Below are 13,159 nucleotides of genomic sequence, written 5' to 3' on the forward strand. Positions count from 1 at the left end.
TGCCACGCTAGCGCGGCGGCGCCGCGCGGCCGGTCACGTTCGGCGCGCGTGGGTCGGGATTCATATAGAGCGCCGTGCCGTTCGCGCGCATGTTGTTGAGCGCGGCGCCCGAGCCGGTCGCGCCACCCGAGCCGAGCCCATACGAGCCGCCCGCCGACATGCCGGGCCCCGGCATGGCACTCGGACTGACGCCGGTACCGATGCCCATCGCGCCGCCGACAGCCGCATTGCCGCTGCCCCCGCTGGTGCCCGCGTTCGTGCCCGCATGAGTGCCGTTTTGGCTGCCGCCAGGATGGCCCGGTTGCTGGGCCTCTACCGTTGCAGCGGCCCCCACCGTCAGCAGCGCCGCAAGCAACGCCGACCACACGATCCCACCTGTTGCTGTCTTCATAGCTACCCTCCAACCGCATCGATCCGCCGAGCACGGTATCTATTCTGAGCCGATCGCGCGACCGATGCAGCGGCGCCGCTCCCGCCCGCGCCCACTGCGTGTCCGTGCGCGTTATGATCGATCGTTACGCCCGAACGGCCGATCGCGCACGATGGAGCACGCCTACATCCACCTTTTGCATCTGCTCGCCGGCCACTCGACGTGGATGCTCGCGGTCGTTTTCCTCGCCGCCTTTTTCGAAGCGATCGCGGTCATCGGCACCTTCGTCCCCGGCAGCACCGCGATGTTCCTCGCCGGCGCGCTGACGGGCACCGGCTCGCTGAGCCTTGCCTGGGTCTTCGTGTGGGCCATCGTCGGCGCGGTCGCCGGCGACGGCGCCAGCTTCTGGCTCGGCGATCGCTACAGGGAGCGCATCGTCACTCTGTGGCCGTTCCGCGCACACCCCGGTGTACTCGACGCGGGCCAGCGCTTCTTTCTGAAGCATGGCGCGAAGAGCGTCGTGCTCGCCCGCTTCATCGGCCCACTGCGGGCGATCGTGCCGGTCGTCGCTGGCATGATGGGCATGCGGCCGCTGCGCTTCCTCTCGATCAACGTGCTCTCCGCGCTGCTGTGGGCGCCCGCGCACATCCTGCCCGGCGTCGTGTTCGGCGCGTCGGTGCTGCTCGCGGGGGCGGTGTCGTTCCGGCTCGTCGTGATCATCGCGATGCTGGCGTGCATCGTGTGGCTCAGCTTTCGCGGCGCGGGGTTTCTGGTGTCGCACGCGAATGCGTGGTCGAGCGCGGCAGGCCGTCATCTCGGCAGCTGGGCATGCCGCCATCCGGGTCCGCTCGGCCGCATCGCGCGCCGCATGCTCGACCCCGACACGCCCGATGCGACCCACCTGCTCGCGACGTCGCTGATCGTGCTGGCGGCCGGCGCGCTTTTCTTCGGGGTCCTTGAAGACGTCGTCAGCGGCGATCCGCTGACGACCATCGACCTGTCCGTTTATCACTTTCTGCAATCGATACGCACGCCGTGGGGCGACACGTTGCTCGCGGCGCTCGCGACGCTCGGCAGCGGCATCACACTGTTCGCGCTGGTCGTCACGGTTGCCCTGTGGATGGTGTGGGAGCGGCGCTGGCGCACGATCGTCTACTGGCTCGCGGCGGTCGTATTTTCGCAGTTGCTGATTCTCGGCCTGCAACTCGCGATGCGCCGCGCCCCGCCCAACGAACTCATGAGTGGCCACTTCGTGTTTCCGAGCAATCACGTCGCCGCGACGGTGATCATCTACGGCTTTCTCGCGTTTCTGCTCGCGCGCCGGGTCGGCAAGCTCGAAGGCGTGCTGGTTGCCGGCGCCAGCATCATCGTCGTGATCGTGGTCGCGCTCGCGGGCGTCTACTTCGGCCGCTACTGGGTGTCCGACGCGATCGGCGGCGCGGCGCTCGCGTCTGTGTGGGTCGCGCTGATTGCGCTGACGGCGATCTGGCGGCATCCGCGGCCGCCGCCGCCGCGCCGTTTCATGCCGCTCGTGGTGCTCGCGGTCGTAGCGCTCAGTGTCGGCCTGCAGCTCGGCCTCGCAATGCCGACGCCGCCGGACGGCGCGCCGCAACCACCCCTCGTGCAGTTCACGCAGACGCAGTGGAAGCTCTCCGGGTGGAGGCGGCTGCCGTGCTTTCGCTCCGACATGGGCGGCGATCGCAAGGAGCCGCTGACGCTGCAATGGGCCTCCGAGCCCGCTTCGATACGCGAGCAGTTGCGCGCGCAGGGCTGGGTCGAGGGCACCGACGTATCCGCGCACAGCCTGCTGTCGCTCGCTTCGCCCGACGTCGCGGCGGTGTCGCTGCCGGTGCTGCCGAAGCTGAACAATGGCGTGCCGTCGTCGCTGGTCTTCATGCGACCGGGCAATTCGCGCGAGGAACGCTACGTGCTTCGCTTCTGGCCGAGCGGCTACGCGGTCGACAACGGCACCTCCGCGGCGCCGCTTTGGGTCGGCGCGTTCGCGCACGAGCGGCTGACGCGGCCGTCCTGGCCGCTGAACATTCTGCGCATCGATCACGACGCGAGCCCGTTCGACTCGCCCACCAGGTCGGGCGCCGAGCTCGGCGCGACGGTTCTCGCGGAGGTCGATTGTCACGGCGTGCCGGTGTCGCTGCTGGTCTCGCCGAGGCAATGAGCTGCACATCCAGGCACATCCAGGCAACTTCAGGCATCTCAGGCATCCCCAACGCGACGATTGGATAAAGGAGACAACCGTGGGCCGCTTCGGAAGTCCACATCGACGTACCCGGCGCCGTCTATCAGCAATTGCCGCCACGGGCGAAACGCCTGCTGCGCCATATGCCGCGCGTGAGCGAACTCGACAATGCAAGCGCGCCGGAGCAATACCGGAAATTCGTCTATTGAAGAAAGCATTCAGTCGCCGCATTGGCCGCGCAACGAATTGTCACGAAAGCGAATCGCTAATTGAAGCGCAATTGCCATAACGGAAATGACTGAGGCGAACGCGGGGATACACCGGGTCGCGAATGACAATCGATTTGACATTTAAGCCTTCGTTGCGCAGATGCAACGACACACCGGCATTATCCCCACGTCCCTCCGCTATTTGCACCGATAGCGCTCCTAATTCATTTTCCACTCACGCAATCGGTAATCGCACTGGCAGAATGAGCAGAATGCCAGATAGCGGTAACCGGCATGCGTCGCCATTTCCGCAATGAAACACGGCGGCCGCGATTTTCTACCCAATTACACGCATTAACGCTATCGTCTCTTTGCGACCTGAACTCTCGTAGACCACCAGGAGCTTCGTGTGCGGAATCGATCGATGTCTCGCGTGAAGAAAGACCGCCAGTCCGCCGTTCGCAGCCACCGCTCGCGTGTTTCCCGATTATCTTCAAGTCCGCTTTCCGGCTCGGTTTCCAGTTCGCTTTCCAGGCTTCTCCCCCGGTTATCGCTTTGCATGACTGCGCTGGTGCTCGGCAGTTACTCCGCGTATGGCGTCGCCGGCGTTTCCGTATTGCGTCCGCCGCGCGAAGCGCTATCGAGCAGTCCACTCGAAGTGACGATCGTCTATGCCGGCGATCAACCCGGTGGCACCGAAGTCGACGTGCCGGCGCAATTGAATATCGCGATCAGCAATACCGACGTGGTACCGCATCGGCTCGCGCTCACGCGCGAAAGCGGCGCACCCGAGCATCTGAAGCTCGCCGCCGGCGAACTGAAGGCAGTGCGCTATACCGGCACGTGGCCCGAATGGGCGCGCGGCGCAATGCAGATCGACGTGCCGGATCTCGACGTGTCGCCATCGTATGTGCTGCTGACGCGTCCGCCGCGCTCCGGCAAGGACGCGGCGCTCGCGTCGGCCGGGAGCGCCAATGGAGCAGCGGCGGCGGGCACCGCGAGCGGCGCACCGTCGTCGACGAGCCTGATCGCGTCGTCGCCCGCGCCGTCACGACCGGATGCGCCGGTGCCGCAAATCAACACTTTCCTGAACCGCTTCTCCGCCTTCGAACCGATGTATTTCGCCGATGGCGGCGGTAGCGAGTCCCTCGCGAAATTCCAGCTCAGCTTCAAGTTCCGCCTCGTCGTTCCGGACGACCCGCGCTCGCGTGGTTTCGCGGACAACCTGTACTTCGCCTATACGCAAACGTCGCTGTGGGATCTCAAGAAGTACTCTGCGCCGTTCCGCGACACCAGCTATATGCCGGCACTCTTTTATTACCTCGAAGACACCGGCTGGAAGAGCACGTGGTGGAGCAGAATGGGCGTGATGGCTGGCTACGAACACGAATCGAATGGACGCGACGGTCCGGAATCGCGCGGCGTCGACTATGTGTTCGTCAAGCCGATCTGGGATTTCGGCGACATCCACAGCTACCATCTGACCATCGAGCCGAAGATTTATTACTATACGCACATCGCCGGCGAGAACCATGACATCGCCGACTACCGCGGCTATGTGGATCTGCGGTTCATCTACGGCAGCCCCGACGGCGCGCAATTGGACACGACGCTGCGCAAAGGAACGCAAGGCGGCAAAGGCAGCGTCGATACGCAGTTCACCTATCCATTGGCGAAGCTGATCAATAGCCGCTGGGGCGGTTATCTGTGGCTCGGCTTCTTCAGTGGTTATGGCGAGGACATTCTCGACTACAACCAGCATCGCTGGATCGCGCGAATCGGCTATAGCATCACACGCTAATCCGGAATTCGCCTGGCATGCAAGCAAAGGGCCGCCGAGCGGCCCTTTTCCATTCGATGACGGCCCCCGACGCGCCGTAACACATCGAAACTTCTGCCGTAATCCTTTCAAAAGTTTGCCCAAAGCCGACCTCCACCCGGCGGGCAACCCGTCATGGACCGCTCGTGAATGCTGTGTGCACGAACAGACGGGCATATTGGTGTGGATTTCTCTAGAGTTGAAGGGTCGCCGGTCCAACCGGCTGGCCACGCCGCGCGCTGACTTTTCCAGCGTCTAATCAAAACCACGGAAAAACCAATGAAAACCGCTCTCCTTAAAGACGTGTCGCCTGTTTCAAACGAGCCAACCGGACTTCTTTTGCATCGGAATAGTGCACCGCTTGCGCTCAAGCACGAAATTCACCCGGAACAGATCCGGGATAGCCTGCCGGCCCGTCAGGGGGGAGTCGGCTTTCTGTTCCACGCGACCGATTGGGAAACCCTTTCATTTTCTTTTCACAACGTTCGCGAACGAAGCGAATCGTTCGAAGAGGAGTTGTGGAAAACCAGGCCTTTCATCGCATCGCCGATCTATTCGGGCGCGCAGGTGATCGGCGCGAATATCGCCTGCCCGGTGCCGCTCGAAATGTGGCTCGGCAGCCCGCGCGGCATCAAGCGCTTTCGCGAGACGCAATTCTTTCCGGCGCTCGAGCTCGCCCGAAAGGCGGGCTTGAACATGGTCGCGATGGGCGCGTCGACGCCCTACGCGTGCAACTACGGCGCGCTGCCCCGGCCGGTCAAGCCGCCTCACATCACGACGGGTCACGCGGCGACCGCGGCGATGCTGAAGGACTGGGCGATCCATTGCTGCGAACAGCTCGACCTCGAGTTCGGCAACACGAAGCTCGCGCTGTTCGGCGCGGCCGGCCGGCTCGGCACGACGGTCGCGAAGTATCTGCTCTACAAGGATGCGCCGAAGGAGCTGGTGCTGATCGATCTGCCCGACAAGATCAACCTGCTGATCGATCAGGCGAACGAGCTGCTCGCGTCGGACCTGCTCGGCAAATCGAAAGTATCGGTGCATACGTTCAGCCCGGACACGCCCCTGCCGGACTTCGACGGCGCGATTCTCGCGAGCAGCACGAGCGTGCCTTACCTGAGCGCGGCCGATCTCAAACGCGCGCAATTCTGGATCGACGACTCCCATCCGCGCGCGGCAAGCGTCGAAGCGGAACTCGCTTCTCGCGGTCATACGCTCTATATTGAATGCTTCGCGCGCGGGCCCGCCGGACTCGACACCGCGTTCCCGTTCAGGCTGCCATCCACCCGCGACTGCTATACCTGCTTCGCCGAAGGCTATTCGGCATGGCAGGAAGGTATCGCCTCCGATTTCATCATTGGCAGCCCGCCCGTGTGGTCGGTCTCTTATACTCATGGTCTGCTGAAGAAGTATGGCTTTTCGGTCGGACCGTTTCACGGCAAGAACGGCGATTCGCTCGCCGAAGGCGTCGAATCACAGCAATTCAATACGCATGAAATGATGGGTTCCTAATGAACTCGGAGGCCTGATGGCGATACCGCGCGAAAGCATGCGGGATATGCTGGAACGAAGCAGGTTCGCAATTCGATGGGGAGGCGCACTGGGCCTCCTGTGTCACCCCATCTATTACGTCGTCTGGACCTACATCCTTCCGCAGCCTTACGACAACCTGCTGCTGCGGCTCAGCGCGGCGGCCGTCTGCGTTCCACTGCTGTTCCAGGCGCGCTGGCCGAGGCGCTACAACCCTGCGCTGCTGATCTACTGGCATTGCTGTCTGATTTACGTGCTGCCGTTCGTCTGCACGTTCCTGACCGTCAGAAATGGTTTCTCCACGATGTGGATGATGACCGAGGTCATGATGATCTTCATTCTGGCGCTGTGTATCGACAACCCCCTGCTGCTGATAACGTGCATCGGTATTGGCGTGTTTTCCGGCGGGCTCGCCGGCGTGTTGAGCGCGCCGACGCCGGTCGTTCTCAGCGCGCAGGACAAGTCCAATCTCGCGTTGCTGCCGGTGGTCGTGCTGTGCAGCATGGCGTTCAGTCATGCGATCAGCAAGGGACGCATCTTCGTCGAAAAGAACCGCGCCTTGCAGGCGCTCGCGGGGTCCATCGCGCACGAGATGCGCAATCCGCTGAGCCAGTTGCGGCACGTGCTCGACCGCGTCGAGGAAGCACTGCCCGCGGCGACCGAAGCGGGCGCGGCGCCGACGTTGACCGACGGCACGGCCTCGCTGATGTACAACCACCTCGCGCAGGGGCAATTGTCGATCGAGCGCGGCCTGCGCATCATCGCGATGACGCTCGACGAAGTCGCCGCGAAATCGATCCGCCCGGATAGTCTCAGCTACCTCCACGCTGGCGCGACCACGCGCAAGGCGCTCGCCGAATACGGCTTCGACAACGACAAGGAACGCGCGAAGGTGAGCGTCGTCGTCAGGCGCGACTTCGTGTTCAAGGTCGACGAGACGGTCTATCTGTTCACGTTGTTCAACCTGATCAAGAACGCGCTGCATCACATCGTCGCGTATCCGCAGGCGACACTCACATTGACCGTCGACCGCGACTCGGTGATCGTACGCGACACCGGCCCCGGCATCGCGCCGGAGATCCTGCAGCATCTGTTCGAGCCGTTTCGCACGGCCGGCAACTCGGGCGGCACCGGGCTCGGGCTCGCGTACTGCCAGCGCGCGATGCGCGCGTTCGGCGGCAGCATCGACTGCGAATCGGGACTCGGCAAGTTCACCGCGTTCACGCTGCGCTTTCCACCGGTGGCGGCCGACGAGGTCGAGGAGCACGAGCGGCGCCTGTTTGAACGGGCGATGCCGGCGTTCAAGGGCAAGCGCGTGCTCGTCGTCGACGACGACGACACGCTGCGCGCCCGCACCCGCCGCGTGCTGACGCAGGCCGGCGCCTATGTCAGCGAGGCGTCGGGCGGCGAGCTTGCGCTCGCCACGTTGCGGCGAGCGCCGCTCTACGACCTCGTGTTGATGGACATCAGCATGCCCGCGATGGACGGCTACACGGCGACCGAGCGCCTCCGCGCCGACAGAGACTGCCCGAACCGCAACGTGCTGATCGCCGCCTATACCGCCGAACCGGGCATCGCGGTGCGACTGCGCGCGCGGCGCGCCGGCATGGACGAGATCATCAGCAAGACGTCGAGTGTGCAGGAGCTGCTCACGGCGTTGCAGACCCTCTTCGACAACGGTGCGCATCATCAGCCGGGCGAACTGCCCGATGTCTTCGCCGGCAGAACCTTTGTGATCGCCGACGACGACACCTACAGCCGGCTTGTCGCGAAGGCGTATCTGGAGCGCTGCGGCGCGAGCGTCGTCGAGGCCGACCACGGTCAGGCGGTGCTGACCAAACTGCACGAAGACGGCTTCATCGACGCGATCCTGATGGACGTGAACATGCCGGGCATGAACGGCATCGAGACGACGAAGTCGATTCGCGCGCGCACCGATGCCTACGCGACGCTGCCTATCATTGCGCTGACCAGTCACACCGATGCCGAAGCGGTGCAGGCCTGCGTTGCCGCCGGGATCAACGAGGTGTTGATCAAGCCGGTGCAGGCCGGCTCGCTGTACGCATGTCTCGCGCGGCAGTTCGGCACCCGCGGCGCGCTGGTTGCGGACGCTCCGCAACGAATCACGGAAACCGCGGGCGGAGCCGCGCAAACGGATTTTGCGGCGACGCCGGTGGCATTGCCCCCCACTGCGAACGCGCCCGCGGCCGCCACCATCGCTGAAGAAAGCCTGCTCGACGAAGCGCACCTCAAGGAACTAGTCTCGCTCGATCTGCTTGACGAATCGTTCCTGAACGGCATCGAACAGATTCGCTCGCTCGTCGTGCGCCTCGCAGGCAACAGCGCGGCCGTCGATATCAAGGCGACGCACGCGAGCTTGCATGCGTTGCTTGGCGTCAGCGGCAACATCGGCGCGAAGGCACTGCATCGCTATGCGCGGCAGATCTATCCGCGCGTGATCGCCGGTGAGTGGCCAGTGGAAACCGACTGGCACGCCCAGATCCGCGCGTTGGGCGCGCGCTCGACCGACGCCTTGCAGCGGTATTACGCGTCGGCGAAAGGCCGGCGCGATCATCGCGACGCACTGAGCGATTGAGAGGGCGGCCTCGGTCGCCCTCTTTGCAGCATCAAGTCAGAACTTGTGCAGCACGCCGACCGCAACAGCGAGCTGGTTCGCGCCGGTCTTCACGGTCGTCGTCGCGACCGAAGTCGCCCACCCCGTCGCACTCAGCGCGGCCTTCGAGCTGTTGATCACATACGTGATGTCGGTGTACAGCGCCGTGCGCTTCGACAGCCAGTAGTCCGCGTTGACACCGGTGCTCAATGCGTGCGCGTCGACCTGGCGATACGCGTGGTAGTAAGTCGCGGCTGCGAGGTCCAGCGCCGGTGTCACCCTGTAGCGCACGCCCGCGAACGCCATCGACTGCGGCGGCGATGCGGCGAGCGTCGACCGGACGTCGTTCAGCAGCAATTCGTAGCCGCCGTACAGCGTCGCCTTGCCGATCTGATACGAACCGCCGGCCACGTAGCGGCGCTCGCTGTCGCCCGATGACGCGATGGCCGAGCCTTGCCGCTGCTCGTACACGAACGTCAGATTCAGCGGCCCCTGCACATAGCGTCCGCCGATGTCGTACTGCTTGCCGACGCGGAACGAGCCCGCCACCGGCACGTTGTAGGTGACTGCGTCATAGCCGAGGCTGTAGAGCGCATTCAGCTCGAATGGTCCCACATGGCCGAGATACGACACCGCGTTATCCGCGCGACCGACGAACTGCGCGTCCTGCGCGGAAAGGCCGTAACTCGAATAACCGAGCGGGTCGAGCGCGAGGAAGTAGCGATACATCGGCGTCATCTGCCGGCCGAGCATCATCGCGCCGTAGCGCTCCGATTCGAGTCCGACGAACGCCTGCCGGCCGAACAGCCGCCCTCCTTGCTGCAGGGCACCGGTGTTCATCGACATGCCCGATTCGAGCGTGAAAATCGCCCGCAGTCCGCCGCCGAGATCTTCCTTGCCCGTGAAACCCCAACGCGAATTCAGCCGGTTGCCGGTGCCGAGAGCGACCTGCGTGCCCGACGATCCCTGCGACGTGACAGCGTGAGTCACGTAGGTCACCCCCGAGTCGACGATGCCATAGAGCGTGACCGACGACTGCGCATGCGCCGCGCCGCTGATGCCGATACCAATACCACATGCAAAAAGGACCTTCGACGGCCTGGCGAGAGGCTTGTGCTTCACCATGTGTCTCCTGCTGGAAAGTGAGTTGTTTTGTGATGCGGATTAGTTATCGTCCGACCTCTGTCGTCGCGGTAGCCGGCGCGGGGCCGCGTCGGCTATCGGAGCATCGGTCATTCGCGTGCGATGTGCGGGTTGACGAAGAACATCGCGATGACCGCGATAGCGGGTCCGATCGCGAGTGTGAGGAGCGCGAGCATGAACGAATGGCTCGCGCCATACAGCGAGCCGACCACCATCGGCGACACCGCGCTGCCGGACTGCCAGATAGCATTGGTCCAGCCGGCGCTCGCGCCCGCGAGACGCTTGCCCGATGCGTCGCTGACCTGAGCCATCAGCACCGGCAGATAGCCGAACGAGAACGCACCGAGAATCGGCGCGACCAGATAGAACTGATGCACCGTCGAGCAGTAGCCGAACACCAGCAGCGCGATCGAGAAGGCGATCAGGCAGCCGATCGACATCATCCGCCGCGACACACCAGGCAGGTCGGAGATCCAGCCGAGCGTCGGCTTCGCGATCACCGCGCCAATGCCGAACGAGGCGACGATCGATCCGGCGACGATCGGCGCAATGCCGTATTGGCGCGTCATCAGTGCGTTGCCCCATGCACCGAAGCCGACGGTCGCCCACAACCCGCCGCAGCCCGCGATCGACAGCGCGATCAGATTACGGTTGCGCAACAGGCCAAGCATTTCCTGGAGGCTGTTGCGCGCGGGCTTCGCTTCGTTCGAAGGCCGGTTCTTCAGCAGCAGCAACGTGACGATGCCCCACGCGAACGTGACGATGCCGAGCATATGGAATGCGTTCGACCAGCCGTGCCGCGCGGAGAACGATGGCACGACCGCGTTCGCGATCACGACGGCGAGCGACGTCGCGGTCGTGTAGAGGCCCATTGCGCGGCCACGGTCGCGCGTGAACCATGCGGGAATGATCTTCATGCCGGCCGAGTAGTCGGCGCCCGCCGCAAAACCCATCGCGGCCTGAATCACGATGCCGAATGCGAGCGAATGCGTATAGCCGAACGTGAACGTGAGCACGCCGAGCGGCAGCAGCGCAAGCGTGAGCATCGCGCGACCGCCGAGCAGATCGGTCAGCATGCCGCCAACCACGTTCGCGATCACATAGCCCGCGTAAAACGCGGTGACGAACGCACCGAGCATCGACACGCCGATGCCGAGCGACGCGCCGACCGGCGCGGCCACCGTACTCCACGCGACGCGGACCACATAGCTGAGCAGAAACGCGGCCCAGACGATGAACAGCGCGACCCAGCGATACGGGCTCGTGTCGGCGCTACTCGCCGCCCTCGCACCGTTCGCGGTCCAGACGCTCGCGGGCATACCCTCCGACGACGCCAGATTCTTCTCCATGACTCCTCCGATGCCGGGCGTGCCAGCGGCCGCCCGTTTTCTTTCTGATGGATGGCGCCGACCGCGCCTGGCGGCCGGGCCGGCGATTACGGTTACAGATCGAGCACGAGCACCCTCGACTTCGCGCGTGAACAGCACGGCAGGAACTGATCGTTGCGGGCCTGCTCTTCTGGCGACAGGAACAGGTCGCGGTGGTCAGGTTCGCCTTCGAGCACCCGCGTGACGCAGGTACCGCAAATGCCCTGCTCGCACGACACCGGCACGTCGACGCCCGCCGCCGCGAGCGCCTGGGTGACCGTGCAATCGGCCGCAATCGACACGACGCGGTCCGAGCGCGCGAGCCGCACGTCGAACGACGCGCCATCACCCGACGGCTGCGCCGCCGCGAAGTATTCGTAATGCAGACGATCGTCGCTCCAGCCGAGCGAGCGGGCCGTGTCGAGCACCGCGTTCATGAAGCCCTGCGGACCGCACACATATAGATGCCGGTCCGCGCCGGCGTCCGTCAGCAGTGCATTCAGATCGAGCATGCCGTGCGCGTCGTCGAAGTGGTATTGCACGTTGCCCGCCCACGACGACGCGGCGATTCGCTCGACGAACGCCGCACGGCTCTTCGAGCGCGCGCAGTAATGCATTTCGAACGCCGCGCCCATTGCCGCCAGCTGCTCCGCCATGCAGAGAATCGGCGTCACGCCAATGCCGCCCGCGAGCAATAGCGGCTTCGCGTCATGCCGGGCGAGCGGAAAGTGATTGCGTGGCACGCCGATGCGAATCGCGTCGCCTTCGTTCACCGCGTCGTGCATGCGCTGCGAACCGCCGCGCGAATCGGCGGCGCGCAACACCGCGATCTGATACCGGTGACGCTCGCGAGACGCGTTGCACAGCGAGTACTGCCGCACCGGCCCACCGGGCACGTAGACGTCGATGTGCGCGCCCGCCTCGAACGGCGGCAGGTCGCGGCCGTCGATGTCGGCGAACTCGAAGCCGGCAATCCCGTCGGCTTCGTCGCGTCGTGCGGCGACACGCACCATCAGCGTGGAATCGGTCATGTTCATGCCACCTCCTCCGCTCACATCGCCGACAGGCCGCCGTCGACCATCAGCGTCGTGCCGGTTATGTACGAAGCCTCGTCGCTCGCGAACCACAGGATCGGCCATGCGATCTCTTCGGGCGACGCCCAACGGCCGATCATCGACGTGTCCTGGCGTTGCGTCTTCAGCACTTCGACGCTTCTGCCCGATGCAATGGCCCGGTTCATGTGGAATTCGGTCAGCGTCGAACCCGGGCACACCGCGTTCACGCGCACGCCGTTCGCGGTCTCCTCGAACGCGAGTGTGCGGGTCATCGCGAGCATGCCGGCCTTGGTCGCGTCGTACAGGCCCATGCCCTTGCGGCCGGTCACCGCGTAGCACGACGACACGTTGACGATGCTCGCGCGGCCCGCGCGACGCAGGAACGGCAGCGCTGCCCTGCAATAGTTGGATGTGCCGACCAGATTGACCGACACCATCGCCTGCCACTCGGCCGGCGTCGCGTCGGCGAGCGCGCTGTAGTTGCGCATCGCCGCGTTGTTCACCAGCACGTCGAGCCAGCCGAACGAATCGGCGGCGAGTTGCGCCGCGCGCACCGCATCGGCGTCGTGCGACACGTCGGCCGCGAACGTCTCGACACGCGCGGACGGATCAGCCGCCTTCAGTTCGTCGGCGACGCGCGTGAGCGCCTCCTGGTTCGCATCGACGAGCACCACCGCGGCGCCCTCCGCGCAGAACACGCGCGCGGTCGCGGCACCGATGCCGCCTCCGCCTCCGGTGATCAGCGCGACCTTGTCCTCGAGTCTTTTACGTTGCTGCATTGCATGCCGGCGCGCAGCCGGCCTCCTTTTGCGGGATGGGCAGAACAGTCGGACCAGACGACGACACGCGCAGCCG

General features: G+C 64.8%; 9 protein-coding genes. 4 read left to right on the forward strand and 5 right to left on the reverse strand.

What is annotated here, in order from left to right:
* Positions 1–7: 7 nt before the first annotated feature.
* Positions 8–391 carry a hypothetical protein gene (locus tag HDG37_RS32855; protein WP_184054930.1) on the reverse strand — a complete coding sequence of 128 codons (384 nt, stop codon included), beginning with the start codon at positions 389–391 and terminating at the stop codon, positions 8–10.
* Between the two features lie 151 nt (positions 392–542).
* On the opposite strand from HDG37_RS32855, the gene HDG37_RS32860 reads away from it, so the two are divergent.
* The 4 genes from HDG37_RS32860 to HDG37_RS32875 all read left to right on the forward strand — a co-directional run bounded on the left by HDG37_RS32860 (position 543) and on the right by HDG37_RS32875 (position 8,721).
* Positions 543–2,546, forward strand: coding sequence for a bifunctional DedA family/phosphatase PAP2 family protein (locus tag HDG37_RS32860; protein ID WP_184054932.1), 2,004 nt, complete (start codon positions 543–545; stop codon positions 2,544–2,546).
* Between the two features lie 789 nt (positions 2,547–3,335).
* Entirely contained in the window at positions 3,336–4,577 is a 1,242-nt protein-coding gene (locus HDG37_RS32865) for a phospholipase A (protein ID WP_184054934.1), read from the forward strand.
* A 297-nt stretch (positions 4,578–4,874) separates the two neighbouring features.
* A complete protein-coding gene (locus tag HDG37_RS32870) occupies positions 4,875–6,107 on the forward strand; it encodes a hypothetical protein (protein WP_184054937.1) in 1,233 nt (410 codons plus the stop codon).
* A gap of 16 nt (positions 6,108–6,123) precedes the next feature.
* Entirely contained in the window at positions 6,124–8,721 is a 2,598-nt protein-coding gene (locus HDG37_RS32875; RefSeq protein ID WP_184054939.1) for a response regulator, read from the forward strand.
* A 36-nt stretch (positions 8,722–8,757) separates the two neighbouring features.
* Here the strand turns inward: HDG37_RS32875 and HDG37_RS32880 are convergent, their stop codons facing one another.
* From HDG37_RS32880 to HDG37_RS32895, 4 genes are all read right to left on the reverse strand, one after another.
* Positions 8,758–9,864: a porin gene (locus tag HDG37_RS32880; protein WP_184054941.1), complete on the reverse strand. Its 1,107-nt coding sequence runs from the start codon at positions 9,862–9,864 to the stop codon at positions 8,758–8,760.
* A 107-nt stretch (positions 9,865–9,971) separates the two neighbouring features.
* Positions 9,972–11,231: a nitrate/nitrite transporter gene (locus HDG37_RS32885; protein ID WP_184054943.1), complete on the reverse strand. Its 1,260-nt coding sequence runs from the start codon at positions 11,229–11,231 to the stop codon at positions 9,972–9,974.
* 92 nt (positions 11,232–11,323) lie between these two features.
* Complete coding sequence (locus HDG37_RS32890) at positions 11,324–12,286, reverse strand: PDR/VanB family oxidoreductase (protein WP_184054945.1); 963 nt, start codon at positions 12,284–12,286, stop codon at positions 11,324–11,326.
* Between the two features lie 14 nt (positions 12,287–12,300).
* Entirely contained in the window at positions 12,301–13,083 is a 783-nt protein-coding gene (locus HDG37_RS32895) for an SDR family NAD(P)-dependent oxidoreductase (protein WP_184054947.1), read from the reverse strand.
* Positions 13,084–13,159: the final 76 nt, after the last annotated feature.

This window comes from Paraburkholderia sp. MM5384-R2 (assembly GCF_014201025.1).
Taxonomy (GTDB): Bacteria; Pseudomonadota; Gammaproteobacteria; order Burkholderiales; family Burkholderiaceae; genus Paraburkholderia; species Paraburkholderia tuberum.

What these genes read in the sequence shown, in the direction of transcription:
- HDG37_RS32870 (WP_184054937.1), top strand. Translation starts at nt 4,875, where the DNA reads ATGAAAACCGCTCTCCTTAAAGACGTGTCGCCTGTTTCAAACGAGCCA.
- HDG37_RS32890 (WP_184054945.1), bottom strand. Translation starts at nt 12,286, where the DNA reads ATGAACATGACCGATTCCACGCTGATGGTGCGTGTCGCCGCACGACGC.
- HDG37_RS32860 (WP_184054932.1), top strand. Translation starts at nt 543, where the DNA reads ATGGAGCACGCCTACATCCACCTTTTGCATCTGCTCGCCGGCCACTCG.
- HDG37_RS32880 (WP_184054941.1), bottom strand. Translation starts at nt 9,864, where the DNA reads ATGGTGAAGCACAAGCCTCTCGCCAGGCCGTCGAAGGTCCTTTTTGCA.
- HDG37_RS32885 (WP_184054943.1), bottom strand. Translation starts at nt 11,231, where the DNA reads ATGGAGAAGAATCTGGCGTCGTCGGAGGGTATGCCCGCGAGCGTCTGG.
- HDG37_RS32875 (WP_184054939.1), top strand. Translation starts at nt 6,124, where the DNA reads ATGGCGATACCGCGCGAAAGCATGCGGGATATGCTGGAACGAAGCAGG.
- HDG37_RS32855 (WP_184054930.1), bottom strand. Translation starts at nt 391, where the DNA reads ATGAAGACAGCAACAGGTGGGATCGTGTGGTCGGCGTTGCTTGCGGCG.
- HDG37_RS32865 (WP_184054934.1), top strand. Translation starts at nt 3,336, where the DNA reads ATGACTGCGCTGGTGCTCGGCAGTTACTCCGCGTATGGCGTCGCCGGC.
- HDG37_RS32895 (WP_184054947.1), bottom strand. Translation starts at nt 13,083, where the DNA reads ATGCAGCAACGTAAAAGACTCGAGGACAAGGTCGCGCTGATCACCGGA.